The organism is Desulfosporosinus shakirovi (assembly GCF_020595055.1).
Taxonomy (GTDB): Bacteria; Bacillota; Desulfitobacteriia; order Desulfitobacteriales; family Desulfitobacteriaceae; genus Desulfosporosinus; species Desulfosporosinus shakirovi.
In genome coordinates, this window is the sequence record NZ_JAJDOO010000051.1 from 1 (window position 1) to 26,103 (window position 26,103).

Consider the following 26,103-nt stretch of genomic DNA (forward strand, 5'->3'; position numbering starts at 1 on the left):
ACCTCAAACCCTTCTGGTATCTAGCTTTTATGAGAATTTAGCAAACCCTAATTATAGTAGTTCTCTACAGGACACAGCAGCCCGTTCGGCATCCCGACAATAATCCACTGGTATGAGTGTTCAGATAGATGAGGTTCCCTTTGCTGAAAAACCCTCTGTCCATCACAAACCGCGCGTTCTTAACGCCGATCTTCTCGCTTCCTTCCATCATAGCGATCAAATGCGACTTGTCGGGGATACTGCCATAGTATGTGCGGTAATACACCGGCAGTTTCGACGTTTTTCCATAATACATGCCCAGGTTGATCTACGGGAGCTTCTCTTTGTCCCGGTTATAGCCAAATTCTACGTCTTCATTAAAAAGTGATTTTTGGGTAAATCGATAAATCCCTTCCTTGTTACGCAAGGCTTTCTGGTGAGTCTCCAACAACTAAGCTTGTCCCAAATTCGACACTGGTGTCGATTTTGAGACAAACCGTCAACATGAGTTTGTCACACTCGTCTGGTCTTTGTTCAAACAAAGAATGCCAGAATCTTTACCCTCAACAAACCGGCACAGGCAACTATTCAAAATCAAAACCAATGCTAGAGTTGCAGATAACGTCTTGAGGGTTTGCGACGTCGGGTTACTACGCAAACCCTCTGTTCTAGAAGTTAGACGAGGTCTGGCATCCCTCATTTACTACTTTGTTTTTTTAAAGGTCTCCACTATCTTCAAAACGTCATTATCCATTTTCATATATCTTCCGCAGTCCTATAGTTTCTATGGCTATTTTTCCCTGTGTGTTCCATTCATCTTTGGATTTATCGAATACCGTTATTTGAAAAAGCGTTCCCGCCCCATTTTTTAACCATGTTGGCTTATGATGTATTCTTATACCAATATCGTGGACATCTTCAACGTTATATTGATCCTGCCAATAACTTGGGAAAACGAGACTAAAGCCATATTTCTCATTCACATATGTTACAGCAGCACCTTTGGTATTTTTGTCACTCGCTATATTGGTTTCCTGGTTTACGTTACTAGTGTTCTTAATATCATTCGATACCCTCGTCCCACATCCAACCATCGTTGTTAAAACGACTAATATAACTACAGCAATAAAATCCTTTTTCACAAGATACCTCCCTCGAATAAACTAGCATCCTCAAACAGGTTTCTATTTTGACCCGAAATAGCCAGATTTCGTCTAACGTTTAAGAATTTGCGCCACGCCATACTTCTTTCATATCGGCTAAGTGGCGCTAAACTCTGTGTTATATGACGTTTGAGCCATGCATATTATCCTAGAAAATCGTATCCATCTTAAGAATGAGACCTAACATAATCAAGAACTTTCTTTTCTATCTTGCGAACTTGTTCTCGTGGTAATCCAAATCTTAATTCAATCTCACTTAAAGACCTAGTAATTCCATCTTCTAATCCAAATCTTTCAACAATAACCTGTTGCTCCTTTGCATCTAAGCAATTCTCAATAGCCTCAATAATTTGCTCCTGAGTGTACAATTGACCCCTCCTATCGATATTCTTTAATATGCAGAGACACCCTTCTCTCGATGTCCCGCATTTGTTCAATAGTAATCCCATAAACCTCATTTATTTCTTCGAATCTAATGGATATTCCAGTGGTAATACCCCACCTTGCCGATAGAATCTCTTTTTCCTTTTCATTTAGGCATTGTTCCATGGCCTCGATAACCTCTTCCCTTGTAAACATCGTCAAGCCCTCCAAATTCGGATTAGGAATTCCCTGCTAATCAGGGAGTGTCAGGGGACGGTTCTTTGTCACATTCCGATACGCTGAACCATGCCTCTATTTATCATAAGGAGCGATGCAATTTCTCTGACTAGAATTGGGTCATGTGAAAATAGTTTTAGAATTGCGACTTTATCAATATTTAGAACAGTATTAGGCAACAGCTAATATGGTGTAATACTCTTGTTGGCGTTCGCGGATTAAAGTCTCCTCTGCTGCCGCTCATTGAGCTCCGTGCCCGCCCCTATTTTACTTTCAGCGTCCGCAGGTACGCCTTTGCTTCGTCGCCGATCCGGTAGCTCTCAACCGCTTTCTGGATAGCTTTGTTGTGCGTCCACTTCTCCAAACGCTGTTCCTGAATATACGGCACAGCCCCATTGTACTGCTTAGCCAAGGCTGTTGCGAAATACCAGGCGATCATCATCTTGACATAGTATTCCTCCGACCGGATACCCCCTACAAGCTCAAACATCTCAGACCGAAAAGCTTCATCGAGATAGAAGCTCATCAGCATTCCGATCCCGAAGCGCACCGTATAAATCCGGCCGGATATCAGGCAGACTTTGATTGTTTCGTAGAGTTCGGGCAGATGCTTTTTAAATAAGCCGAAAAATTGCGCTTTAGATCCTATATGACATTAAGTAGTTCCAATCACTTGGTCAATCATCGTCAAAAGATAATTAGGGAAATCATCCGTATCATGTTCAATGGATATAAGTCGCTTTTTCATTCTTTTTCCGACTTCGGCAGCCTCTTCTTGATTACCATACTTGCAAAGTAACTCAAGTTCATCTATCCTTTCATACAAAGCTTCACTACAAGCACTTGCATGTTTGTAACTTAAAAAATCACCCTTCAAAAACCAACTCAAAGACCTTTCAAAATGCTCAATAATAACATCTGGATTGATACTTAACCTTCTTAGTACCGTATCTTTGCCAAGAACTTCCTCGGACAGATCCCTTATCTGAAAATCCATATTAAAACCCTCAAAAGCTGTGAGCGCCCGTCCAAAATCATGTAAAGGAATATTCTTTCCATCTATAACCAGATAAACTTGATTTTCTTCTTCAGCATGTTGAATCCGGCATGTTCCAACGGTATTAAGGCTATACTGCTCCTTATCGATTTGAATTGCATTATCTATAAAACACCTATCCGACAAATGTGTAAGCGTTTTATATCCAAGACCCGTCAATATCTTCTGATGCATTTGTTCGATAGCCACTGCCTGATTTTCTTCAGGCTTTACGAGTATCTCGAACTGATAACCGCCCTCCATTTCTTCTGCTTTCCATAAGGAAAGCCCTGGCATAATCATATTCGAAATCTCAAATCGATGTATAATCCCATCAGCGTCATAGCCTGATATAATTTTTGGAAAGTCATCCATCTTGCTGACACCAAGTAACTCAGCCATATAATCATTATGACAATCCAAACAGAAATCACCAACATTTGATACATGAATAGTCGATTCTCTTGATTTGCACTTTTTACATTTCATGAATACGTCTCCTTTCAGACGCTTTTATCCTCTAAATCGTTCCCATGAAACAATTAACTCTTCATCATCGCCCTGATGAGCCTTTCCAATGACATTGGGCCCAGTATTACTCCCTATCACTCCGTTAAAATCTCTTTCCGCTCCTTTTTACGTCGTGCCTTATCCAGGCGTTCTTGATACATCTCTCGAATCCAAGTACTCACAGGTGCCTTCCATTGTTGGCTTGGGCTGGGGATATTTTTGATCAGACTTCTTGGGTTTAATCCCATCTCTCTAGCCATTTTCAGGGTTTCGTCATTCAGTCTGCATTTCTTTTTTGCTTCAGCCCATTCGGCATCCTTTTTTAGATTACTAGCCATGCAGTGTTCCTTCCTTCGCGCAATTCTCAAAGCTTTAAGGTCATCCTAATATCTCTTTCAACCTCATCAACGCCTCGTCCGGCTACCTTTATGCGATAATTTGTTTTAGAGTAAAAGCGACCAAAATACCTAATATCCAAGCTAATCTCAGGCAAATAATGTATCTTTTCTAACTCCGCAAGGTCCATTTTCGCCAATGGTTTTGAATAATCTGTTAGGTCCTATCTTCTTCGTCTAAGCGCCGTTCAATCTCTTCATCAGTCAAGTCAAACTGGCGAGCGTATTCTCGTGCCCGTTGTCTCTGAGCATAATAATCCAGTTTGCGTTGCTCTCTTTCAAGTAAAGGATTCTGCTTCCCACGCCCTAGATTTCGTAAACTTCGAAAAATAACGTAACTGATGAGTGAAGTGAATAGCAGCATGATAATACTCTGAAGAGGATTTCCAAAGCCAAAACCTATGATCACACTGTTCACCTCCGAAAAGTCTTATGTCCTTATATTCTACCATAATAGTACATAGGCCTTCTCAAGATTTTTTTGCTTTGCACGCAAAAACCGTTGCCAGACTGTTTGCATATTGCTTCTTCAAATGATATACCATGACTTAGAAGACCTTCTGTAAACGGTATAATTCAAATTTATAGTTTAGAGGTGTTTCTAATAGAGGATACTATAATTCAGGCCATTGTTAAGGCTCAAACTATGCAAGTAAAAGCGATACTCGCTACGATTATTCGTACTGAAGGCTCTACGCCCCGTGAAATTGGCACCCAAATGTTGGTCATGGACACCAGCCAAACAGTAGGAACTATTGGTGGAGGAGTTGCTGAAAAGCTTATCACGAATAAAGCACTTGACCTCTTGACGTCCGACCATGATGTGAGCGCTGAACTCCATCACCAAGCCATCAATCAGGAGACTCAGACTGATAGCTTTTCAGTTTGTGGGGCCACTATGGATGTATTACTGGAGCCAGTCCAAGATAAGCCTTTCTGGCAATTCGTTCAAAATCTCCAGAAGAGCGTAAACGATGCAGTGCTGGTAACTTCTCTGGTGCCTCCTTATTCGAGGAGTATTTTGGATTCTGATGGCAATCTTCTCTTGGGGCAGCCTCAACAAGAGTTATACTCGGCTGAAAAACGACAAGACATCCTCTCCATCAAGGCAGCAAAAGTAATTGGAGACAGGGATGAGAAGCGATGGTTTGTGGAACCACTTCTAAAAACAGAACGGTTATTAATCTTAGGGGCAGGCCACGTGGCCAAAGAAGTTGCTTTTTATGCCAAAGCGCTTAATTTCCAAGTAACCGTGATTGATGATCGTGCGACATTTGCACTGCCTGAGTTTTTCACAAGTGCTCATTCAGTAATATGTAGTGACTTTACTCCAGGGATCAAGAATTATGAACCTAACAGTGATACTTATGTCGTCATTGCGACCAGAAGTCATCCGACAGATGCGGAGTGTCTCAAGGAGATCCTCAACTTTCGAACAAAATATGTCGGGATGCTCGGAGGTACAAAAAAGATCAGCGCCATTGTAAACTACTTACAAGAGAATGGGTACACTTCTCAATCTCTTGCGCGTTTAAAAGCGCCGATCGGTTTAGATATTCATGCTCAAACCCCGTCCGAAATTGCGATAAGTATTCTAGCTGAGATTATTTCAGTGAAGCGATCCTGAGGCTTACATACAAGAGTGATCAGGGCTGAATCTTTGCCAAGTCCAAGAATAGACTTCACTTCAATTAAATACAATTGTATCGTAGTTTGTTTACCAGCGGCAAGACTAACGTCTTGCCGCCTTTTTGTGCAAAAAACTGTTAAGCAATAGTTTTTCGGTCTGGTATTTAACCATATTAAAGCAGTATATTTACACATCTGTGGCTAATGCGAAACCGCTGATTATAAAGACTTTCTGTGTCCTCAATAATCAGCGGCTCTTATTTGGCAATATATTGTGTACCGATAGTTTTATATAAGTGCCTCTGCCTTTGTTGCTGTGAACACAAATTTTCCGTCTGCAACTTTTGCGTTGCCAGTGAAGCGGCAACCTTTAGCACCGCCGTCAAATTTCTGTGCTGCCAACAGCATAGCACAGTCGTTTTTCTTAAGGTTCTCCTGCGTGACCTTCATTGCGTATACACCAACCATGATATTGTCGCCTTCAACTGCACCTTTGCCAACAATAATGGGGTGCGGCATTCCATCTGGGCACATCGTAACAATTGTAAGAAACGCAGAATTTTCGATTATGCCTTTCATTTCTTCATTGATAACCATTATAAATTCCCCCTAAGTATAGTATAGCAATTGAGTCTTTAATTGCTATCTGGTATAATTATAATACCGTTATGAAAACTTGTAAATTACGCAGAAATATATGACCGAATGCTGAAATAGAAAGTAGGTAAGAAAAAGGTGAGTACATCAGAGAATTCAAGTCCTTTTTGTTCCGGGAACAAATGCCCGTGTCAAGAAAAATGTCCGCTTTCATCTGCGCTTGAGGTCATTGGTGGCAAATGGAAGATTCCTATAATATGTTCACTGTATAATGACGGACCAACGCGTTATAATGAGTTAAAAAGGAAAATTAAGGGTGTGACAAACACAATGCTCGCCTCCTCATTGAAGGAACTCGAGTCGGACGGTATCGTACTTCGCACACAATACAACGAAATGCCTTTAAGAGTTGAGTATGAATTGACCGAAAACAGTGAAAGTCTTATTCCTATTCTCGGAAAACTTTCAACATGGGGTAAGGAATGGAAAAACTGATTTAGGGCTATTTGTAAACGCCGAATATATTTTAATGAATCATATTGTGTTTTTAGATAAAGTAATGAAGATAAGCTGCCGCGTCAAGCACAACACCCGCAGCAATGAAAATTCGTGCTACCATCCCCTCCTTCACCTAGAATGACTACTGTCAGGCTCTTTTGCCATGTTTATCTTCCTCCGAGTCCTGTTAACTCACTATTCTTCTCTCGGAGGTACATGACAACTATTCTAACTCAGGGGGATATTTAGGTGCAAAAAAGAAAAACTCGTCTCAAATCTCCATAGTATCCCTATACATTATAGTCACGGCGAAAGCAGCCAATTCCTAATTCATTGACATCCATAAGGCTCAATCTTCATTCGGTGCATAAACTTTGCCTCCAGCGGAAAGGCGAGTTGCGGACAAAAAATTGCCCCACACTTCCCCCTCCCTCGATCAGTAGTCTCAATCTTTTAACACTTTAACTTCGTCTTCCGTCATGCCTGTTGCCTTAGCTATCTTTGAAATGTCCATTCCCCAATCCAAAAGATTCTTCGCAACTTCTGCCTTTCCTTCTGCCCTACCTTCTATTCCCTTCTGGATTGCTTCCCTCAAGCGGAGTTCTGCTTCTCCATCACTTGATTTTTCCCACTCAGCTATGGCCTGATGCAAAACGGGATCTTGCATTGCAATCTCCTCCAGTGTTTTTAAAATTTCCTGATTTTCCGAACCCTCCAAAAGCAATAACCATCGAACCAAACCATTCTCCCAAGGGTTAACCTCTCTTCGTCGCCACTTGGAGACCAATTTAGGCAATTCCATGAAGTTCATTTCTAAGGTTTCTGTAAGTTGGAATATAGTTTTCGACAGCTTACATCTATTTCCTTTAAAAGGTCAACAATTTTAGACTAGTTAAGAGCATGGGTTAACGCTGAAAATATTGACCACTTTCGATAGTGTTCTCCTGATTTATATCACTTCCTGCTTGGAGGAAGTGGATGAGGAGTATGGGGGATTAGCAAAGAATTGAGCAAAGCGATATTGCATGCTATAATTCAGATAGATTCAACTCTGAATCGGGAGTGATTCTATACGGTTCTAAAGCCCGAGGGGATTCTTTGCCTGAACTTGTCCGCAATCGCGATAAAGTAGACAAAGATAAACTTTATGATTTTCTTTTACTTGACGATGTGGGTTATGATATAAATATTTCGCTTAATATTTATGAAGGTGAATACTTTAATCAGTTGCCAACAATGCAAGTTCCTTTTATTAAAAATGTTCTTAAAGAAGGAGAAACATTGTGGACCGTATAGCAACCAAAGACTTGGCCTTTTATCGATTGCAATCCGCTAAAGAACGGTTAGCAGTTGCCGAGGATCTTTTTAAGCTGGAACATCACCGGGATTGTTTATCCAAGGCATACTACACTACTCCCTCTTTCAGGCGGCTTTGGCTACATTAGGACTTGATTCGCGGAAACATTCTGGGGTAATAAGTGTGTTTAATATTAATTTTGTGAAGACCGGAATATTTCCTAAAGAATACCGAAAGATTATCGCAAGCTCTCAGGACCTAAGATTAGCCAGTGATTATGATGATTTCTATCTCGCTAGTAAACAAGACGCTGAAAAAACTCTTAAAGATGTCCAAATGGTAATAAAAGGTGTCGAAGACTATTTAAATTCTTACTATACCGACCTCCAATGAAACAAAGGCTTCCCTGAGAGAAATAAATTTAATGTTGCAAAATATATACGATTTGCAGGACATGATTAAATTGGTTGATTTGTCTAAAGGTTACAGATTGAGTGATTTTGTTTGTGAATTTGAAGAGTGAGACGAAGCCGATTTATTACGGTAGACGCAGATACTAGGAACAATCCTAGTGTTGTTGACTTCTACTTAAAACAAGGATTTAAACTTAATGAGAAGTATAAAAGAGACAATACAAGTATGAGATTAGATATCTTCGCAGATATTGAAACTTTAGAAGAGGCAGGTACAAAATAGCATGTAAATATGATCTTCGAGAAATCGGAGGTCTTTTCTCGTTCCCAATAACAGTCATACTCGGCGAAACTTGTCGTTTCGCGAAGGGTCCTAGAACCTAAGCGAAACGACAAAAAATGACCGCCCCTTAGTATGTTCTGCCGAGTACTGAATCCCCGGTAGGAGAAGGGCTTGGCTACAGGTCAAATTCGTCGGTGCCGACGAATTTGACCTGTAGCAATCAGTGCCGGAAGCAAACAATTGATCTCTATTTTGTTTTACGGTACGACCCGGCTCTTGTCCCCGTTTTCACATTAGGTATACTGTTTTTCTTACCTAAGATCGCAACACGCCGGGGAGAAATCCCCAAGGCGCACCAGCTTGTTTTGCTGCACAAAATGCTTGTAATTTGTCTTACTTTCATTGCATACTACCTATGGTAGCCAAATACAAAATAAGAATAATTCAGTGCGTATATGAAATATTATATATGTTTTCTATGACTGGGCTTTTTACGAAGTTGTAATGAAATATCTAGCTTCCCAGCCATAGTTTGCAAGAGTCGAACTGCTGTTGTGGCTTTTTCTTTTAATGTATCATTCGGTTTTATTTCATCATTAGTTTGCTCCATAACATTTCTTAAGTCTTGTAGGTATAACAGATTAACAGCGATACAAAAAAAGCTCTTTCGTCGCCCATCATCAAAATTCTTTAACAAGCCTTTAAGTAATTCGACTTTGCTGTTCAGTTCAGCCTCATAAGCATCTAGTCCAATGTTTTTGACCTTATCAAAATCCACTAATTGGTTTTTATGAGTAATAAAGGAATCCGAATTATCAACGCCTTCAAATTTCTTGCAGGGGTATTCATCACACAGATAGCAATATTCAATTCCGTGTCGTTGGCTACAAGATAAAACACCACATGTAGGATGTTTTAATGAAAAATCTTCCCCTGCACATCCTGGACACTTAGATATTCCATCTGTATGATAACGGGGACACAGTCCACAATTTAATCCACATGCTGAAAACAAAGGATATTGCCTTTGCTTGTACGCCATTGTTGTCACCTCTATTTCAAGAATGGGCTTCACGTCATCCTACTTTTTAAGCTTTAACCCAGGCCTGACTCAGTAGCGTGGGTGCTACAACTTCATAAGGGCTGGCGCTTGAGCGCGCACCCGTATAGTATTCTTGCTGAGATTATTTCAGTGAAACGATCAAATCTCCGGCCACCCTGTATTGTACGATGTGATTAAAGTAATGAGGCTTTCGCATTAACACGCGAAGGCCTCCTCTTACCTATTACTTGTTTGTTGGCGTCAATACCTCGTTGCACCCTGTTAAACTTCTTCCAAAAATTTAACTTGGATCTTACCCTCTAGTAGGCTTTCAAACTTTTGGGCTGCTTCCTGAAAATATCCTGAACTCCCATGGGCTTTGAAAGCCTCTTTGTCCTTGTACTTTTCAAAAAAGACTATTTCAGTTGGGTCATTCTTTACCACATGGGGTATGTACATCAAACAATCCTTTTCCTTAGCAAGAACTTCCTTGGCCAATTGAGTACAAATTTGGGTCACTTCGACCTCTTTGCCAGGTCCAAACAACTCCTTTGTTTTTCCACTCGGAGCGCTGTGTATTCGCCTTCGCTTAAAGAATTTATTATGGTAAATCTTTAATAACCCCTTAATGGGTCCGACAAATTGCGGGAAGTACCAGTCCCCTGCGCACGAAATGCGAGGCGAGCAAAAAGCCTCTGCGACTACCGCTTTATCTGGAACTGATCGCAAACCACCCGTGGTCCGACTGAAATATGAAACAAGCTATGTCCTTATCTCACGACTTTTTCGTTGATGACAGGTATGGAGAAATAATCAATTAGATACTTCTCAATCTCTTTAATATCTGACCCTTAAGATATACTACGTTGCTCCCATATCCCGTAAAATTCTGAGAAAGGCCACTCTTGTTAACTGCAAAAATACGATTTAAATGCAATTTTGCTACATTAACATAGTATGTCAACCAGCTTGTTCTATTCTCAATTGCATGTCCTGTATAACTCTTCTATTCTTTAAGAATAAATTCGGATAATGCGTGATGTGTTTATTAGTCTTTTAGTTTGTCGTTTATTTTATAGTGTCTCATCCAATTAGATTCTCACGAACCAGTTATTTAATAACACGCCTCATTATAATTTCATCTTGCTTTGTCACTTCTTTTTCGATTCGTTCTAATATGTCCGTATGCTGTTTATATCCATCAAATAAAACTTGAATTTTTGGATTAAGTGAATTTTCCATTCTGAGTTGATTCTTTTCTAATCTGAGTTGATTTTCTTCTAACGATTCTATTTTCTGGCTTAGATCTTCAATTTTTGAATTCGTTTCGGTTTGTCCTTGTAATAGCTGCGCGAACATTTCCATTATTTTTTCGTCCATTGGTAATTCACCCTCCTTAACCTTGGTTTATTATATCATAAGGCTCGTTGCTAATGCTAAGATTGTGTCATCTGCCCAAGAATATCAGACAACTGACACCTGGTGTTTTTTTACTTACTTCTGAAGTATCGCAACCATATATCAACAAATTATCACGCTTTAATAAGTATTTTTTCCTTCACACGCTATTTTTTAGATATTTTCATTCTTCTTAATTTTTAATAAACTTCTTCTCTTTTGTCAATTAATAATATAATAACAATTACCTTATCATCATAAATTTCATGGATCGCTCTGTATTGCGTGCCTTCTAGTAGGTCTTCAAATTTTTGAAACTCTCTCCAGTTCGATCTTCAGCACATCAGCTGAAATACAAAAACTTTCCGCAGTTTGTAAATATGAAAATTTATATGTTCGGCATTATTCAAGCAGACCATTGTGATGATATGCTTTCCTGTGTTGTGTTAAGTTATTTTAATTAATTATAGCATTCTAAATATGACAACGTTCGTCATATTTAGAATGCTATAATTATGAATTTATCCAGTCTACTCTTGGGTTGTGATCTGGACTCCGCGGTGCCACGCCCTATACCTAGCTACTTCCTTAAAATTCAATACTGCATTAGAGCTGAAGGAATATATTGACAAATGCCACTTTTAACGTGCGTTCATGCCGACAGCATTCCATGGTTAAAAGAAACTAACCTGGAGAGTCAGCTGCAAGAGCAGGGCCGTAGCCCATGATGCAGTAATTGAATCAAAAATAAATTTCAAAGGATGGAACTTTTTCACGTTAGCATGCATCTAGAGAACAGATACCGAAAGAAAGGGTAAAGAAAGAATAAAACGCAAAGTTGAAACTAAGACTAAGTCAACGACAGCGACAGTGACAGTGACAACGAGAAAATTGAGCGCGAAAGGAGATCTGGAGATTGAGTATGGAATTAGCGAACATCCCCTGGAATTTAGTCATACCCATTTTTATTTTCCAAGTAATCATGCAAGTGGCTTCTTTGATCAGCTTAGTGCGAAGTGATGAAGTCCAGAGGGGAAATAAAATTATGTGGGCCATGATCATCGTATTATTGAGTATGATGGGTCCTGTTTTATACTGGACCCTCGGAAGGGAAGTCCGATGATTGAATGCAGAAGGATTAGTAAGAAGTTTGGGGCGTTCCAGGCCTTGGGAAATGTCAGTTTTAACATACCTAGTAAGAAGTGCTATGGATTCTTAGGCCAAAATGGAGCAGGCAAAACCACGGTTTTGCGTATGTTAGTGGGATTGCTACGGCCGGATCAAGGGGAAATATTCGTTGCTGGACATTCTCTGCTCAACGAACGCCAGCAGGTTCAGAGACTTTGCGGATATCTTCCACAGCGTCCGGAGTTTTATCCGTGGTTAAGTGGTGAAGAGTTCCTTCGGCTTAGCGCGGAATTAGTGGGTGTGCCGGCACGCCAGGCGAAAAAAATTGCGGGCAAGTATCTGGATACCGTAGGTTTGGCAGACTTCTCTCGTCGCCGGGTGGGTAAATACTCGGGTGGCATGCAGCAACGTTTAGGTTTAGCCGCGGCTTTAATCGGTGACCCACCGGTGCTTTTATTAGATGAACCGGTGTCAGCCCTTGATCCCCAGGGACGAGATTCCATGTTTTCCTTGTTAAAAAAACTAAAACAGGAAAAGACCATCTTCTTATCCAGCCACATTCTCCACGATATTGAGCAGGTGTGTGATGGAGTGGTCATAATCCATAAGGGGCAAATCAAAGCCCAGGGAACTATGCCTGAGTTATTAAAGGAACGTGATGAAAGCATCGTTAGGGCCCAGGTGCACTTCGAAGTTGACGGTGGTCTGATAAACCGGTTGCAGGCAGAATTTAGCGGCACCCTGCAGGGTATTGGGATTCCGGTCAGTAATGTTGCCTGGCAGGAACAGGGCTTGGAACAACTTTTCTATAAAGTTGTCAGGCAAGCGGAAGAAGAAGTAGAACAAGAACATCATCAACATCAAAATTCAAGTACGGGTCAAGGAGGGGCTGGAGATGGCAATATGGCTCGCTAAAGAGGCCCGGGAGATGGTTAGACTGGGACGGTGGATACCGCTGGTGGCGGTTTACTTGTTCCTGGGGGTCTTACAACCGATATCCTTTAAACTAATGCCGTTAATTTTAAATTCAGCCAGCAACTTGCCGGAAGGCACAGTGATTCATATTCCGCCCCCTACCGTGGATCAGGTGGTATATAATATCATTGGCCAATATAACCAGCTCGGTATCCTGGCCCTTATCTTGGTAGGAATGGGCTTGATTGCCGGTGAACGTAAACTGGTTGGGGAATGGCTATGGAGTAAACCTGTCAACATCCCTCACTATGTCTTGGCCAAGTTTAGCGTGTTTTTCGGGGTGGCTGCTCTCTCTTCCTTGGTAGGACTTGGTATCGGAGCCTATTACACTGCCGAATTGATCGGTCCCGTAAATTGGAGTGCCCTTGGCCAAGGTGCCCTGCTCTATGGTTTATATCAGGGGTTTCTGATCAGCGTGATCCTGTTGGCCAGTGCCCTTGTCACAAGTCCGACCTTGGCTGGTGGCCTATCCTTGATTAGTATTGTCTTAGTGAACCTTTTGTTGCCGATGATTTGGCAGGGTCATTTTATCTCCGGCCTTTTAGAGTTGATTCAAGGGACCTTGAGTCAAACCCCCTGGTCCAGGTCTTCCCCTTGCTGGGAACCGATTGTCACCACCTTGCTGGGGACGGCAGTACTCCTAGGTCTGCAAATTCCTTGGCTGGCTGGGAGGAAAACTTCCCATTAGCTTAAAATTAGAGCAAAAAACGTTAAAAGTCTATAATCAGATCAGATTAATTTGTCAGTTAGGGAGCTGTTTCGAGTGATTGAAATAAATGAACTAATCAGGAAGGCCCAATTAGGGGACCTAGTGGCCTGGGATTCCCTGCTCGCTCAGGTCTATCCTCTGGCTTTGCGTCAAGCGCGGGCAATGTTGCGTGATCCGGACCTCGCTGGGGATGCCGTACAGAATGCTTTGCTTAAAATGCACACTCACCTGCATACTCTCGTCGAGATTGAGGCATTTTCTGCTTGGTGGCGGCGAATTGTTACCAACGAAGTCTACATGATTCTCCGGCTCAAACAACGGGATACAGAAGGCTTTAATCCGGGGATTCTACAACAAATAGGGGTTGCCGTGGATGAGTTGGTGGTGATGCGTTGTGAGCTGGCTCGGGTTCTCCGGCTATTACCATTTGATCAACAACAGGTTGTGATCGACGTAGATTTGTTGGGGGTTAGTTTACAGGAAGTTGCTGAAGGGAACCAGATACCCATCGGTACCGTTAAATCTCGTCTGTCTCGTGGGCGGGAGAGGCTTCAACATCATTTGGAGGTATTTCGGGAAGGACGAAGGGAGAAAAAGAAAATGGAATATTCGACGGTAGATTCAATGGCGAGTGACTTAACAACCCTTTTTTATAGCTATTTGGAAGGAACTATGAATGGAGCGGAACGAGGGAGATTTGAGCTGGATTTGGCCAAACACCCGGAATGGGCGAAGGAACTGCGTCGGCACAAGGATTTCCTGACCTTGCTCCACACTTTGACCGGCAAAATGACCCTCACTTCAGCGGAAATCATGGCGAAAATCCGAGACGTCTCGGCAAAGATCACGGATTATGAGCAAGTCGTTGACGACACATACTATGAGCAAGGTATTCCACAAACCTTGACATCTCATAGCTGGTTTCAGGCTCCAGACTTGTATCGAATGGAGTCTCGTCACCCTTCAATGGGTGAAATGATTGTCGTCGTTAGAGGAGTGGAAGCCCTTAGCTATATGGAAGATGCTAAACAAGCTGTGAAAATTAAGGTTAGTGAGGAGTTTAAGCAACAAATGGGCCTCGATATTACAGATATTCTTAAGTTAATGGCTGCTGAGCGGAATAGTCGTGCCCTGGGCACTGAATACGTCAGTGGGCGTCCGGCGCTACATCTTCAATTTAACCAGCAGGTAAGTGGTAAGGGAGACATGATTACCCATTTGTGGATGGATAAAGACACTTGGATGCCGCTGGTCACGGAATTGTACAATGCCGCCCATGAATTAGTGCAACGCAAAGTGGTTCGGGAGCTTCGTTTAAATCAAGGTTTACCCGAGGAACTTTTTAATCTGCCTTTGCCACCCGATATCGAAGTGCAGGATAATACTCAGGATATCCTGCAACCCATTGAGGAATTGACCCTTCACGAGGTTCAGGAGCGCCTGGGTGAGCATCCCTATCTTTGGGAGCAAGGCGAGGTAAGCCAAGCTAAATATCAGTGGATTAAAATGCCGAGCGGTGAAGGAGTCTTGTTAACTCAATATTTTGTTCCCGGGGACCCGTTGCCGAAATTGACCTTAACCCAGGGCAAGGTTGCCCATGCTAATCTGCCGCCTCAGTTACCGCCAACTACAGTCAGCTTTGAGTTTGCGGGTACAGAAATTGAAGGTTTGTACTTGGAATTGGGTCTAAAACCCGCTAAGGGGTTTCTAGTATGGAATTATGCAGATCGCTATTTTACGGCAGGTGGCGATTTCGATCTGACGGAACTCTTGTCGATCATAGCTAAACTTTCCTCAGCTAGTCCTCTCCTTCCAAAATAGTATGAAGGTTATATACACTATTTCAGCCTCTGTTTACCCCCTATAGATGGGTTTCTTACAATGGAGTTCTGGGTTGAATCGCTACAAATTCACTTTGCCAATTCACAGGTCCCAATGCTTTTTCCGCCTATAATGCTCTCTTTCATCTTAATAACTCAGAACTAGACTTCAATTATCTAGTGGGTAAAATCGAACGAATATATAATGATTAATAGACCTCCTTCACGGGGTCTTTTTCGTTATATCCACATTCAAAACGAGACGGCCCATGGCAGATAAGGCTGATAATAGAACATTGCCAGAGGCAGTGGCATCTTCTAAGGCGTATCCCTTAGATCAGGTTCACATCCGCTCCACCGTAAGTATGCTTTTGGGACTTTATGCGAAATATAAAGTTCTTATCTAAGCCATCTTTCCGGCAACTAAATCTCAGAAAAAACATCTGATAAAAGTATCTCTAAACCCGGGAAGACAGTCGATTTAATAGCATCTCCCTGCTGGAGGCTTATTAGGTTGTCTATATCTCTTTCTTTAGAAAAAGAGTATTGAAGTATACTTTTATTTTCCGGGTTTACAACCCAGTATTCTAAAATACCACTTTTCATATAGAGATTTAATTTTGCAGCCAGATCCTTGCCTTTGGTGGATGGAGACAATACCTCGACCACCAGTGACGGTATGCCTTCATACTTGTTCTTTTCATTAACCTTGTTTTCATCACAGATCACGATTACATCCGGTTGGACAACATTCGGATCTTCTTCAAACTTGGTCGCATAACCGAAAAGCCGTATATCCAACGGAGCAGTTAAAGACCGACAAAGTTTTCCTCTAAAATAGTTATTAAAGTGCCAAGATAGTTCGTTTACAACCACCTGATGGGTAAAGGTAGGTGAAGCCAACAGATAAATCTCACCGTCGATCAGTTCGCACCTTTGATCAGAGGAATCAATCAGCTCCATATATTCTTCGTAGCTCACCGTCTTTGTCGGTTGATATCTTTTTGCTTCTTCATGTACAAGAAAATAGTCCGGTTCGTTATAGCGGATGAGTTTGGCAATACTCTTGCCGTTTTTGGTAATAACAATATCTTCCTTCTCTACGAGAGCAAGATATTTTCCAAACGCATTTTGCATATCTGTGGTATTAATACGCATACGATCACCTTCATCCAGAATATTGATTTAGGTATCATTTTAGAGCGTTTTAGCTATTTTGTCAATTATATTTTAGCTAAAATCAAGCCAGACAGAGGCATAGTCTTGGAATTCAACCTCTTTTACTAAGTTCATCTGTTATCAATGATTTTGAAATATACATTGCTTTATCCTGTTCTTGAAGCGGTCAGACTTATCATTTTGCTCTTGAAACACATCACCATCTTTATAATGGTATTCACTCCCTGAACCTGTAAACTCAATAAAGTTATGTACTAATAGTCCGGCTATTTTTTGTGGTGACTTTCTTACTTCAGATGTCAATAAACTATTTTCTAGTTGTAAGATATGTTTCGCAATTGCATCCATTGTTTCCAACTTAACATCGCCCCCTTTTTACTTCACATTGGATTATCTTACTTTTAATGCTTTAACCTAAGTTTATTGCAACTTCCAATTAGCTAATGGGTAACCGGATAATGGGACGTTAGAATAATTCATTGACCTCCGTGCCTGCCCTTATTTTACTTTCAGAGTGGAATTGGCTCTTCGACTGATAGAGCGCGTTAAAGTCGGATAGGACCCATTCTAGATCTATTCTGCAAGTCGTTCTGCTCTTTTAGTTATTCTACGAATAAGTAGCATGACTTTAATTTAATTTTCGCCTTCTTAAATTGGTCCAACCCAGTAACTCTTCCGCCTGCATCATTAAACCCATCATAAGAATAAATACTAAAATTGATATACCTATTAACGGGATCAACAACATCATTACTAATGGAGGTATTAATATTGCAAGTGGCACGGCCACTCCTGTCGCGACCCTTAAGTAAAGATAATATTTCCACCGATTTAATGCAATGGTTTTAAGTCCACTAAGGCCCCTACCCTTCGCCATTTCTGCAATACCATGACAAAGATTATAGACCATAAGTAAATCAAGAATGGTGACAATGATCCCCAATAATATTATTAAACCAGTTAAAGGCCCAATACTAAATTGTTGAATTGGCATTGTAATTTGATATAGGTCGAAAACAGATAGGATCCCAAGCACTACAGTATATTTCTGTGCTGCAGCAAAATGCGAACCCATCGAAACTAGTTCTTTTAGTCCTGAGTAAATCAACCAATACCCAATTATATCTGGAAGAATATCAAACCCTTGTATCCTAAAGTCAAAGAAAAACAGAAACCCCCAAAAAATCTTGCCGAACCCCAATTTAACTCCCCCTTACTTACTACATTATTCCCATCTTAGTACTTTCGTCAGTAAGTATACTTTCCCTTTATTCTATTCCTCGGATCTGATTACCAAGCAATATTCAGTACACATAACAGCATTACCTGGACAAAACGGTCCAGCGTATCCGAAGGTGACAAAGAACCGTCCCCTGTCACTTCTCTGCTTGGAAAGCCACCTTTTGCCCTGTCGCGAAAATCTTCACCTGTTCCGCTCCGGCGGCCACCCTGCAGGCCTGGGAATTGTCTTTAATGATAAATCCGGACAGCTCATCAATCCCATAATCAAAAAGCGCCGGAGCTAAGGGGGTAGCGGGTCCCACCAAGCTGACTCGGACAGCATTTCTGGTCAGTTCCAGAAGCCGGGGCAGAGTTTTATCCACCAAGGCTGTGCAGGTAAGGTAGGCATAATCTGCTTCAGGAAGCAAATACTCACAGGCCGACATAGGGTAGTCCCCCTCTAAGGGGTCCCATTCAATAATGGAAAAGTCGCAGACCGGTTCCAACAAATTCTCCAGATAAGGAAAATGACCCACTACCACAACCCTTTTTCCTTTGACGGCATTCTGGGACATGATAAAAGGATCATAGCGCCGGTCTTCCACGCGCCGGGCAGCCGAAAATTCCACCCCATTGGCTCTGGCCACCTGAGGATTGTTATAGTAGGCATTCAGGGCTGCAGCACCCAGGGCAGCCTCCATCAGGTTCCATGATTTCACACAGGCTGCCACCTCACCCAAAGGCGAGCCCAAGAGATTTTTTCTGAACATGGGCATCCGCTGATCATAAGGCCGTCCCGCAGCCACCCCGCAACCCTCTCCGCTGCGGACATAGGAATAGTGATACCCGCAAACCAGCTCATCCACCCGATAATCTTCAGGTATCCCTCCAATTAAAGCATCATATAACTCCCACACCTTAACTCCTCCTTTACACTAGATTGCTCAATAAATTCAACTTTCTAAATTACTTCCCGGATTTAATAGTCCATGATTAGTACGAGCTTTTGCCAGTAATCCTTGGTTAGGACGAATTTCAAAAGCAAGGGAGAAGCCGCCTGACCCGAGCTTATGAGCTCGACTCCCTCAAATCCCTCATACAAATCACTTCCCCGGACCGAAGGGCTGTGCGGAGCCTCTGCATAGTATTATCCAGGTTTTCAATGATCCCCAAACTTTCCTTCTCCGCCTCAGAAATCTCGATGACTTTGGCGATCCCCCCGTTTTTAATAATAATCCGCTTATGAGCGCTGAGTGCAAGAAGGGGATCATGAGTGGAGAGAAAAATAATCTTTTCCCTTTTCGCCAGGAGGGCGATGGCCTTCCGCCGGTTGATCCCGGCATTTTCTATTTCATCAATCAAGATAATAGGAGAGTCACTCATAAAGGCGGTATCAGCAATCATCAGGGCCCGGGATTGCCCTCCGCTGAGCTGGGTTACTAAAGTATTTTCCGAGAATTTTTCCCCGGCCAGCTGATTGGCGCACTGAAAACAGATTGCCACCACTTCGTTAACATTAGGAGTAAGCCGGCACTTGGCATGCATCTCCAGGAATTCACGAACCGTCAAGTCCATGACGAAATTCATATTTTGGGAAAGCTGGGCCACCAGTTTTCCCTCCATCTCGAAGCGTTGAATATCCTCCAATTCGGCCCCGTTGACCAGGATTGTCCTGCCGGTGAGGGTATCCCCTTGGGCCAGACACTCAATATCATTGAGCAGACGGCTTTTCCCTGATCCCGTCGGCCCGACAATACTGATGATTTCCCCGGCGGAGATGGTCAGGCTGATAGTTTCCGGGGTCTTGGCTTTGTTCCAACCACCGATAATCGTAATGGACTTTACCTCTGCAAGCAGATTCTCTTGGGGGGTAAACTGCTTTAGAAACTCAGCAAAATCCTTTAAAGCCCCCATCCGGTCCAAGCCGAATTCAGCGAGGGCTTCCTCTTCGACCTCCAGCAAGGCCTGAGAGAAGGTCAGCTCTTGCGCCAAATTATTCAGTCGGAAATTAGCCAGGAAGTCCCTGCCGAGGGGGTATTCCCTCAATACTTCTGCCAGAGATTTGCTGTCCAGGATCGTCATAAAATCTTGTGCTGTCATACTTGCTTAAACTCCATTTTCTTCATCATTCCCATCTGATAAGGCGCTCCTATTTTAATTTCCCCGGTGCAATAAGAGCAGACAGCGGCAGGAGTAGTGAAGCGCAGTCTCGTATCTCTGAGACTTTGGATATCTCTGGCCTGCCGCAAATATTTAGCCAGAATAAAGGCACCCTGCCCGGTTATCCCGTTGACAAAAACCACCTTGCCTGCTGAATTCACCTGTCGGATATTGAAGGCAAAGACCTCCCGTTCGGCCTGAGAAACAATATCCCCTTTGGTCACCACCACGATGTCCGCATATTTGAGCATGGGACCTATTTTGCGGGGGGTATTGACTCCGGACAGATTGTCAATCACGCAGACTGACAGAATCCCCTTGATATAAGGGGAACATCGGTTGCAAAGTCCGGCGCTCTCCGTGATGAGCAGCTCAAAACCAGACTGAACTCCCCATTGCACCGCATCCTCAATATTGCTGACAAAATAATGATCCGGGCATATTTTGCCGGAAAATCCGGTTTGCACAGGAATTCCGGCCTCTTCATAGCTAAGATTATCAAAGGAAGTCAGGCAGTCAAATTTCACAACCCCAATACCTCCTGGGGCGCGATTCATAGCTCCGATCAACTTAAGTATGACAGATGTCTTGCCTGAAGATGGCGGACCAGCAACTGTTATCAGCTTCATAACCAACCTCCTAGCTGTTTTTCATTTTCAGTCATGTTCGTTTTTGTTATCCAATTTTATTCATTATCTTTAATTTATACATTTATTAGCTCCATGTCTAGTCCATTTATATTAGTTTTTATTTGTTTATTTACGTTTATGTTGTCTCATGTTCGTTGACAAAATGTTCCTCCCCTTGTATAATTTTTAACAAATCAAAGGATTCCTCATCTCCTGCCGGCTTTCTCTTTCTCCCCAACCCTCTACCTGCCTGTTGATTTTTGTCTTGTGCGTTTTTATAACAATATCTTTAGAAGGCGGTAAGCAAATGAGGAAAATGAATCGGCATCAAGTAGTGGTCTTCAGTCTGGGCATTCTGCTTATTTTCTCAATCATCATCTCTATTCGGTTTGGCCGCTACCCTATCCCCGGCAAGGAACTCCTGGGAATTTTGCTCTCCAAATTTTATCCCATCGAGAAATTTTGGCCAGAGCAGGTTGAAATTGTGTTGCTCAATATCAGACTGCCGCGTATCCTTTTAGCCTGTCTGGTCGGCTGCTGCCTATCTGCTGCCGGAGCAGCTTACCAAGGGGTTTTTCAAAACCCTATGGCGGCTCCGGATGTCCTGGGAGCCTCTCAGGGAGCTGCCTTCGGAGCCGCTTTGGCGATCCTCTGTTACAGAAACAGCACCTTTATTACCTTCAGCGCCTTTTTTTTCTCACTTTTGACAGTGGCTTTAGTGTTTCTTATTAGTCAGCGTGCCCGAGGAAAAACCATTCTGGCTTTAGTTCTGTCGGGAATCATGATCAGCTCCCTCTTCTCGGCAGCTACATCTTTTATCAAACTAGTGGCTGATCCCACGGATCAGCTTCCCGCCATCACCTATTGGCTGATGGGAAGCCTGGCGGGAGCAAAGTTCAGCGATATTTTATTCTCCATAATCCCCATGAGCCTGGGGCTTATTCCTTTGCTTCTCTTGCGCTGGCGCCTTAATGTTCTTACCTTAGGGGACGATGAAGCCAAGACCATGGGCGTCAATGCCCGGAAAATCCGCCTGCTGGTCATCATCTGTGCCACCTTTGTCACGGCAGCCAGCGTATCCGTAAGCGGCATGATCGGCTGGGTAGGTCTGATCATCCCCCATTTGGCGAGAAAGCTGGTGGGGAACAATTTCAATCAGCTTATGCCCGCCGCCATGTTGCTCGGGGCAATTTTTCTCTTGTTTGTGGACAATTTCTCAAGAAATCTGTTTACAACGGAAATCCCCCTGGGGATACTCACCGCTTTTATCGGCGCACCCTTTTTCATCTACTTAATTACCAGAAAGGGGGAAAGTTTTTGAGTATTGAGATAGCTAATCTGAGTTTCAGCTATGGGGATCGGCTTATTCTCGATGGGATCAGCTTTGTGGCCAAGGATAAGGAATTGTTGTCTATCCTGGGACCGAATGGTACAGGAAAAAGCACGCTCTTTCGCTGTATCCTCGGTCTGCTCAGCAAGTATAAAGGGCAGGCTCTTTTGAACGGTATGGACATTCGTGATTTTAGGATTCAGGAAATGGCCCAGGTCATCGCCTATATCCCCCAATCTCACTATCCCTCCTTTAACTATTCAGTCTTCGATATGGTTCTCATGGGCACCACCGTTCAGGTATCCACTATTTCCAGCCCGGGCATCAAACAGCGTAAGCTTGCCGAGTCTGCTTTAGAACGTTTGGGCATCCCTCATTTGAAACAGCGGGGCTACACTCAGATCAGCGGCGGAGAACGGCAGCTTGTTTTAATGGCCCGGGCCCTGGTCCAGGAAGCTAAAATCCTAATCCTGGATGAACCTACTGCCAATCTGGACTTTGGCAACCAGATCCGGGTTCTCACTCAGATCAAATCCTTGGCCAAAGAGGGGTATACCATTATCCAATCTACCCATAATCCGGATCAGACCTTTTTATTTTCGGACAGAGTAATGGCTATGAAGGATGGCAAAGTTCTGGCTCTGGGCACCCCCAGCGATGTGCTTACCCCTGAGCTCATTCAACAGCTTTACGGGATAGAAGTTGAGCTGCAGAGCCTCTACGAAGACAAAGCCAGAGTCTGCATTCCTAAGAGCATTATCGAAGATGACTATCAGCAATTTTGCTCTTAATATATAGATCTCTATGCCGGTGCCCGAAGACACTGTCTTCGCGTAGCGGCATAGAGATCTAGCATAAAACCTAAATTATGAAGGAGGACTTCCCCCATGAGAAAGAAACTTATCGCCGTGCTCATAGTTCTTTGTCTGGCCCTGACCATGACAACGGCCTGCGGCAAACTCAACGGCGAGACCAGCCAGCCTGCTTCCGCCCCCGCCAATAACGGTACAGATGACAAAACAACAGTCAGTTTTACGGATTCAGCCGGGCGAATCGTTGAAATTCCCAAGCATATTACCCGCATTGTCCCTTCCGGCTCTATGGCTCAAATCGTCCTTTTTGCCCTGGCCCCGGATATGTTTGTGGGCCTTTCCGGGAAATGGGCCCCGGCAGCTGAGCAATATCTCGATACCCAATACTACAATCTCCCCGTTCTGGGGCAGCTGTACGGAACTGCGAATCTAAATCTTGAAGAAATAATCAAGGTTAATCCTCAGATTATCATTGACGTGGGTGATCCCAAATCCACCATCGCGGAAGATATGGATGGGCTGACAAAACAGGTGGGTATTCCCGCAGCTCATATCACTGCAACCACAGAAACCATGGGTGACGCCTATCGGATGCTAGGCAAGCTGCTGGGCAGGGAAAAAGAAGCTGAAGTCCTCGCCCAGTACTGCGAAGAAATCAAGAAAAATAGCGATGAGATTATGAAAAAGGTCGGGAAAGACGGTAAAGTTAATCTGCTCTATTGTTCCGGAGATAATGGACTCAATGTCCTGGCCAAAGGTTCATTCCACTCCGAGATTCTTGATCAGATCATCAACAATGCGGCTGTGGTCAAAGATATCTCCAGCAAGGGTACCGGAAATCCGGTGGATCTGGAACAGATCATCTTGTGGAACCCGGATGTGATTATTTTTGCCCCTGACAGCATTTACAGCACTGTTGCCCAAGAGAATTCCTGGCAAGGAATAAAGGCTATCCAGAATGACAAATATTACGAAGTGCCCCTTGGCCCTTATAACTGGATGGGCTCCCCTCCCTCAGTCAATCGTTATATGGGCATGATTTGGATTACTCAGTTGTTATATCCTGACAAAGCCCAATATGATCTCTATAAAGAGGCAGCCCGTTATTACGAATTATTCTATCACTCCAAATTAACGGAAGCTCAATACAAGGCATTGGTGGCCAATTCGATTTTGCGCTAATCACCTCCGCCCCCTCGAAAGGACCAAGAAAATGGCAGAGTAGTCCTCTGGCAAAAATTCAACATAGAGATGAGAACAGTTGGTTTCCTGAACTGTTCTCATCTCTATGTTGTCTAAACGAAAAGCTGCCGCTTGAAACTGGCAGCTCCTAGGCGGCAAGAGGAAACACCAACGTTAACCATAAATCCCAGTTCATCACGGATATTGATGTCGTGAGCTGCCTGAACAGGATCGCCAAAGAGCTTTTTGCTCTCCGTAAAGTCAAGAAAATACTCATCCACTGAATACTGTTCAACAAAGGGAGAGTACTCCCTTAAAATATCGCCCATAGCAGTGCTGCACTGCATATAGAGGGAGTAGTTGGGTGAAACGACAAGTAAGTAAGCCCGGGCATTTCAGCCTGGCAGTGTATAAGGTTTCGCCGGAAGCACAGCAAGGAACTTTTTGCAAACACTCGCATAGTACAATTTGGCTTTCCCTTAGTCCATATTGATCTAATGCAGAAAGAACTAGTTCTCTTTATAATCCAATAAATTGAATTTTTTTATATTCGTATCACTAAGCTCTACGACTAATTCAGCATTATATAAACTATCCTTGATCTTTTCCAAAATTTCTGGGGAAGGTGGGGGAACATTAACATTATGTCCTTCCGGGTCAATGGATCCAATTGTATATGTAAGTGTTATTTCTGTCTCATTACCACCACCAATAAATCCATATCCATCTGGTTGCTTAAAAATGTCCTCCGCAAATAGACTTCGGAACTCTTCTTTAGGTTGAATCTTTATTTTGAGATCATTATCAGCTTGGCTAATAGATCTGATAGGCATAGGCATATTCTCGAATTTAAAACGGTAATCGATCTGTGTTTGTATATAGTAAACTGTATCCTTTCCATCATTTACTAAATATCCAGATTCGTGATCATTTTTCACGATATCAGCTTGAACATCTACAAGCTTCAAAGGATGAATGAATCCACTCAAAGAAATATAAAGTAAAGAAGACCCTAATATAAGCAGGACAAAGATTTTGGCTAGGCAATAGTTTTTCTCATCCAATCCCTCCTTCCAAACCATACTAATTTCGCATTAAATATCTTCATCCTTATAATTTGAATAAACGTACTCTAATATATCACCTGGCTGACAGTTAAGAGTCTTGCAAATTGCGTCAAGTGTCGAAAAACGAATTGCTCTTACTTTACCAGTTTTTAAGTTTGAAAGATTTACATTTGAAATACCGATTTTTTCAGCTAATTCATTTAGCTTCATTTTTCTTTCGACTAAAATTCTATCTAATCTTATTATAATGGCCACTCTATAAACACATCCTTACAGAGTTGTGTCATATTCGTTTTGAAGATACACCCCATATTGGAATATTTCTGCTATGACAAAAATAAGCACTCCAACTAATGCTCTTATAAAGTGAATATTTGATAAATCCACAAAGAATATCTTTGTTACAAAAACCGAGCATAAAATATTCGATACTATATCCGATACTAACGAATAGATAATTATTGAATATGCAAGTTTCTTTAAGCTTTTCGCATTGTCCGCAATAAATGGGGTAATATCTCTAGCTGTAGACTTGAGAATATTTACTATTTGTTTAATTCCGTACAAAATTAAGGATAGACCAAAAAGAGATGAAAGCAAGTAGGTTATAATCGCATATTTAGCACTAAACATACTGCTATTCAAAGGCTGTATGATTTTAAAGGGTATAACAGTAAAAAAATCTGAACCATTATCTAGTGTATAATTAATAGACCAATTCAAATTTCCTTTAACAGCATTAAATTTTTCTGGTGAAGCAAAGAAGAATAGAATTGAAGCTACCACTCCAGCAAAAACAATCATTACTCCAAGAAAGAAAATAAATCCAACAATCTTATGAATTATATTTGCTCTTGACTTTATTCTTCTAATATCTTTTTGAATCAATAGTATCCCTCCTCAATTACATTATATGGGGGGATATTCGTTTGTCAATATTTTATTAATGATAAACGTTAATTATATGTTGTAACAGATAATTAAAAAACACTCTCAACTTACTTGAAAGACGAGAGGCCACTTTGTAAACCAAGAAGCATTTTTTGTAACC

At 42.3% G+C, this 26,103-nt stretch carries 32 protein-coding genes and 1 pseudogene; 11 read left to right on the forward strand and 22 right to left on the reverse strand.

Features of this window, described 5'->3' with window-relative positions; translation table 11 throughout:
• Positions 1 to 725: 725 nt before the first annotated feature.
• The 7 genes and pseudogenes from LJE72_RS23840 to LJE72_RS23870 all read right to left on the reverse strand — a co-directional run bounded on the left by LJE72_RS23840 (position 726) and on the right by LJE72_RS23870 (position 4,092).
• Positions 726 to 1,121, reverse strand: coding sequence for a PsbP-related protein (locus LJE72_RS23840; protein WP_229250463.1), 396 nt, complete (start codon positions 1,119 to 1,121; stop codon positions 726 to 728).
• Between the two features lie 188 nt (positions 1,122 to 1,309).
• Positions 1,310 to 1,510 (reverse strand): sigma factor-like helix-turn-helix DNA-binding protein, encoded by a 201-nt coding sequence (locus LJE72_RS23845; protein WP_229250464.1) that lies wholly within the window; start codon positions 1,508 to 1,510, stop codon positions 1,310 to 1,312.
• A gap of 10 nt (positions 1,511 to 1,520) precedes the next feature.
• A complete protein-coding gene (locus LJE72_RS23850; RefSeq protein WP_229250466.1) occupies positions 1,521 to 1,721 on the reverse strand; it encodes a hypothetical protein in 201 nt (66 codons plus the stop codon).
• Between the two features lie 283 nt (positions 1,722 to 2,004).
• A pseudogene (locus tag LJE72_RS23855) lies at positions 2,005 to 2,364 on the reverse strand (DNA alkylation repair protein); the annotation flags it as partial.
• A 33-nt stretch (positions 2,365 to 2,397) separates the two neighbouring features.
• On the reverse strand, positions 2,398 to 3,267 hold the full coding sequence (locus LJE72_RS23860) for a DUF7713 domain-containing protein (protein ID WP_229250468.1): 870 nt from the start codon (positions 3,265 to 3,267) through the stop codon (positions 2,398 to 2,400).
• 116 nt (positions 3,268 to 3,383) lie between these two features.
• Positions 3,384 to 3,626 carry a hypothetical protein gene (locus LJE72_RS23865; RefSeq protein ID WP_229250470.1) on the reverse strand — a complete coding sequence of 81 codons (243 nt, stop codon included), beginning with the start codon at positions 3,624 to 3,626 and terminating at the stop codon, positions 3,384 to 3,386.
• Between the two features lie 214 nt (positions 3,627 to 3,840).
• Positions 3,841 to 4,092, reverse strand: coding sequence for a hypothetical protein (locus LJE72_RS23870; RefSeq protein WP_229250472.1), 252 nt, complete (start codon positions 4,090 to 4,092; stop codon positions 3,841 to 3,843).
• A 237-nt stretch (positions 4,093 to 4,329) separates the two neighbouring features.
• Here LJE72_RS23870 and LJE72_RS23875 point away from each other — a divergent pair, with 237 nt between their 5' ends.
• Positions 4,330 to 5,310: an XdhC family protein gene (locus tag LJE72_RS23875; RefSeq protein ID WP_229250474.1), complete on the forward strand. Its 981-nt coding sequence runs from the start codon at positions 4,330 to 4,332 to the stop codon at positions 5,308 to 5,310.
• Between the two features lie 290 nt (positions 5,311 to 5,600).
• On the opposite strand, the gene LJE72_RS23880 is transcribed toward LJE72_RS23875, so the two are convergent.
• Entirely contained in the window at positions 5,601 to 5,909 is a 309-nt protein-coding gene (locus tag LJE72_RS23880; RefSeq protein ID WP_229250475.1) for a pyridoxamine 5'-phosphate oxidase family protein, read from the reverse strand.
• 138 nt (positions 5,910 to 6,047) lie between these two features.
• On the opposite strand from LJE72_RS23880, the gene LJE72_RS23885 reads away from it, so the two are divergent.
• Positions 6,048 to 6,404, forward strand: a complete 357-nt coding sequence (locus LJE72_RS23885) for a winged helix-turn-helix transcriptional regulator (protein ID WP_229250477.1) — start codon at positions 6,048 to 6,050, stop codon at positions 6,402 to 6,404.
• Positions 6,405 to 6,852: 448 nt separating this feature from the next.
• Here the strand turns inward: LJE72_RS23885 and LJE72_RS23890 are convergent, their stop codons facing one another.
• Positions 6,853 to 7,257 carry an Rpn family recombination-promoting nuclease/putative transposase gene (locus tag LJE72_RS23890; RefSeq protein WP_449508559.1) on the reverse strand — a complete coding sequence of 135 codons (405 nt, stop codon included), beginning with the start codon at positions 7,255 to 7,257 and terminating at the stop codon, positions 6,853 to 6,855.
• Between the two features lie 248 nt (positions 7,258 to 7,505).
• On the opposite strand from LJE72_RS23890, the gene LJE72_RS23895 reads away from it, so the two are divergent.
• Together LJE72_RS23895 and LJE72_RS23900 are read left to right on the forward strand one after the other, a co-directional pair.
• Complete coding sequence (locus tag LJE72_RS23895) at positions 7,506 to 7,703, forward strand: hypothetical protein (protein ID WP_229250479.1); 198 nt, start codon at positions 7,506 to 7,508, stop codon at positions 7,701 to 7,703.
• Positions 7,704 to 7,839: 136 nt separating this feature from the next.
• Complete coding sequence (locus tag LJE72_RS23900) at positions 7,840 to 8,097, forward strand: HEPN domain-containing protein (RefSeq protein ID WP_229250480.1); 258 nt, start codon at positions 7,840 to 7,842, stop codon at positions 8,095 to 8,097.
• A gap of 766 nt (positions 8,098 to 8,863) precedes the next feature.
• Here the strand turns inward: LJE72_RS23900 and LJE72_RS23905 are convergent.
• The 3 genes from LJE72_RS23905 to LJE72_RS23915 all read right to left on the reverse strand — a co-directional run bounded on the left by LJE72_RS23905 (position 8,864) and on the right by LJE72_RS23915 (position 10,822).
• On the reverse strand, positions 8,864 to 9,442 hold the full coding sequence (locus tag LJE72_RS23905; RefSeq protein ID WP_229250481.1) for a DUF3795 domain-containing protein: 579 nt from the start codon (positions 9,440 to 9,442) through the stop codon (positions 8,864 to 8,866).
• Positions 9,443 to 9,724: 282 nt separating this feature from the next.
• Positions 9,725 to 9,988, reverse strand: a complete 264-nt coding sequence (locus LJE72_RS23910; RefSeq protein ID WP_248286539.1) for a putative quinol monooxygenase — start codon at positions 9,986 to 9,988, stop codon at positions 9,725 to 9,727.
• Between the two features lie 564 nt (positions 9,989 to 10,552).
• Positions 10,553 to 10,822: a hypothetical protein gene (locus tag LJE72_RS23915; protein ID WP_229250483.1), complete on the reverse strand. Its 270-nt coding sequence runs from the start codon at positions 10,820 to 10,822 to the stop codon at positions 10,553 to 10,555.
• A 940-nt stretch (positions 10,823 to 11,762) separates the two neighbouring features.
• On the opposite strand from LJE72_RS23915, the gene LJE72_RS23920 reads away from it, so the two are divergent.
• The 4 genes from LJE72_RS23920 (at position 11,763) to LJE72_RS23935 (ending at position 15,473) form a co-directional block, all read left to right on the forward strand.
• Positions 11,763 to 11,963, forward strand: coding sequence for a PLDc N-terminal domain-containing protein (locus LJE72_RS23920; protein ID WP_229250511.1), 201 nt, complete (start codon positions 11,763 to 11,765; stop codon positions 11,961 to 11,963).
• The gene (locus tag LJE72_RS23925) at positions 11,960 to 12,883 is read left to right on the forward strand and encodes an ABC transporter ATP-binding protein (protein ID WP_229250484.1); all 924 of its coding nucleotides are present in this window, start codon (positions 11,960 to 11,962) and stop codon (positions 12,881 to 12,883) included. Before LJE72_RS23920 ends, LJE72_RS23925 begins: the two co-directional genes overlap by 4 nt.
• Positions 12,864 to 13,631, forward strand: coding sequence for an ABC transporter permease (locus tag LJE72_RS23930; RefSeq protein ID WP_229250485.1), 768 nt, complete (start codon positions 12,864 to 12,866; stop codon positions 13,629 to 13,631). Before LJE72_RS23925 ends, LJE72_RS23930 begins: the two co-directional genes overlap by 20 nt.
• A 75-nt stretch (positions 13,632 to 13,706) precedes the next feature.
• Entirely contained in the window at positions 13,707 to 15,473 is a 1,767-nt protein-coding gene (locus tag LJE72_RS23935; protein WP_229250486.1) for a sigma-70 family RNA polymerase sigma factor, read from the forward strand.
• Between the two features lie 422 nt (positions 15,474 to 15,895).
• On the opposite strand, the gene LJE72_RS23940 is transcribed toward LJE72_RS23935, so the two are convergent.
• The 6 genes from LJE72_RS23940 to LJE72_RS23965 all read right to left on the reverse strand — a co-directional run bounded on the left by LJE72_RS23940 (position 15,896) and on the right by LJE72_RS23965 (position 20,661).
• Positions 15,896 to 16,630: a type II toxin-antitoxin system prevent-host-death family antitoxin gene (locus tag LJE72_RS23940; RefSeq protein ID WP_229250487.1), complete on the reverse strand. Its 735-nt coding sequence runs from the start codon at positions 16,628 to 16,630 to the stop codon at positions 15,896 to 15,898.
• Between the two features lie 141 nt (positions 16,631 to 16,771).
• Positions 16,772 to 17,008 carry a hypothetical protein gene (locus LJE72_RS23945; protein ID WP_229250488.1) on the reverse strand — a complete coding sequence of 79 codons (237 nt, stop codon included), beginning with the start codon at positions 17,006 to 17,008 and terminating at the stop codon, positions 16,772 to 16,774.
• 271 nt (positions 17,009 to 17,279) lie between these two features.
• Positions 17,280 to 17,852, reverse strand: coding sequence for a hypothetical protein (locus LJE72_RS23950; RefSeq protein ID WP_229250489.1), 573 nt, complete (start codon positions 17,850 to 17,852; stop codon positions 17,280 to 17,282).
• A 175-nt stretch (positions 17,853 to 18,027) separates the two neighbouring features.
• A complete protein-coding gene (locus tag LJE72_RS23955; RefSeq protein WP_229250491.1) occupies positions 18,028 to 18,789 on the reverse strand; it encodes a DUF364 domain-containing protein in 762 nt (253 codons plus the stop codon).
• Between the two features lie 151 nt (positions 18,790 to 18,940).
• The gene (locus tag LJE72_RS23960) at positions 18,941 to 19,972 is read right to left on the reverse strand and encodes an ATP-binding cassette domain-containing protein (RefSeq protein WP_229250494.1); all 1,032 of its coding nucleotides are present in this window, start codon (positions 19,970 to 19,972) and stop codon (positions 18,941 to 18,943) included.
• Positions 19,969 to 20,661, reverse strand: coding sequence for a GTP-binding protein (locus LJE72_RS23965; RefSeq protein ID WP_229250496.1), 693 nt, complete (start codon positions 20,659 to 20,661; stop codon positions 19,969 to 19,971). Before LJE72_RS23965 ends, LJE72_RS23960 begins: the two co-directional genes overlap by 4 nt.
• 307 nt (positions 20,662 to 20,968) lie before the next feature.
• Here LJE72_RS23965 and LJE72_RS23970 point away from each other — a divergent pair, with 307 nt between their 5' ends.
• The 3 genes from LJE72_RS23970 to LJE72_RS23980 all read left to right on the forward strand — a co-directional run bounded on the left by LJE72_RS23970 (position 20,969) and on the right by LJE72_RS23980 (position 23,985).
• Positions 20,969 to 21,982, forward strand: coding sequence for a FecCD family ABC transporter permease (locus LJE72_RS23970; RefSeq protein WP_229250498.1), 1,014 nt, complete (start codon positions 20,969 to 20,971; stop codon positions 21,980 to 21,982).
• A complete protein-coding gene (locus LJE72_RS23975) occupies positions 21,979 to 22,782 on the forward strand; it encodes an ABC transporter ATP-binding protein (protein ID WP_229250499.1) in 804 nt (267 codons plus the stop codon). The genes LJE72_RS23970 and LJE72_RS23975 overlap by 4 nt, the downstream gene beginning before the upstream one ends.
• 96 nt (positions 22,783 to 22,878) lie before the next feature.
• Entirely contained in the window at positions 22,879 to 23,985 is a 1,107-nt protein-coding gene (locus LJE72_RS23980; RefSeq protein ID WP_229250501.1) for an ABC transporter substrate-binding protein, read from the forward strand.
• A 113-nt stretch (positions 23,986 to 24,098) separates the two neighbouring features.
• Here LJE72_RS23980 and LJE72_RS23985 read toward each other — a convergent pair whose 3' ends face one another.
• From LJE72_RS23985 to LJE72_RS24000, 4 genes are all read right to left on the reverse strand, one after another.
• Positions 24,099 to 24,314, reverse strand: coding sequence for a Y-family DNA polymerase (locus LJE72_RS23985; RefSeq protein WP_229250503.1), 216 nt, complete (start codon positions 24,312 to 24,314; stop codon positions 24,099 to 24,101).
• Between the two features lie 180 nt (positions 24,315 to 24,494).
• Entirely contained in the window at positions 24,495 to 25,049 is a 555-nt protein-coding gene (locus LJE72_RS23990) for a hypothetical protein (protein WP_229250505.1), read from the reverse strand.
• 30 nt (positions 25,050 to 25,079) lie between these two features.
• A complete protein-coding gene (locus LJE72_RS23995) occupies positions 25,080 to 25,307 on the reverse strand; it encodes a helix-turn-helix domain-containing protein (RefSeq protein WP_229250507.1) in 228 nt (75 codons plus the stop codon).
• A 15-nt stretch (positions 25,308 to 25,322) separates the two neighbouring features.
• Positions 25,323 to 25,940 carry a DUF2975 domain-containing protein gene (locus LJE72_RS24000; RefSeq protein WP_229250509.1) on the reverse strand — a complete coding sequence of 206 codons (618 nt, stop codon included), beginning with the start codon at positions 25,938 to 25,940 and terminating at the stop codon, positions 25,323 to 25,325.
• Between the last annotated feature and the right edge of the window lie 163 nt (positions 25,941 to 26,103).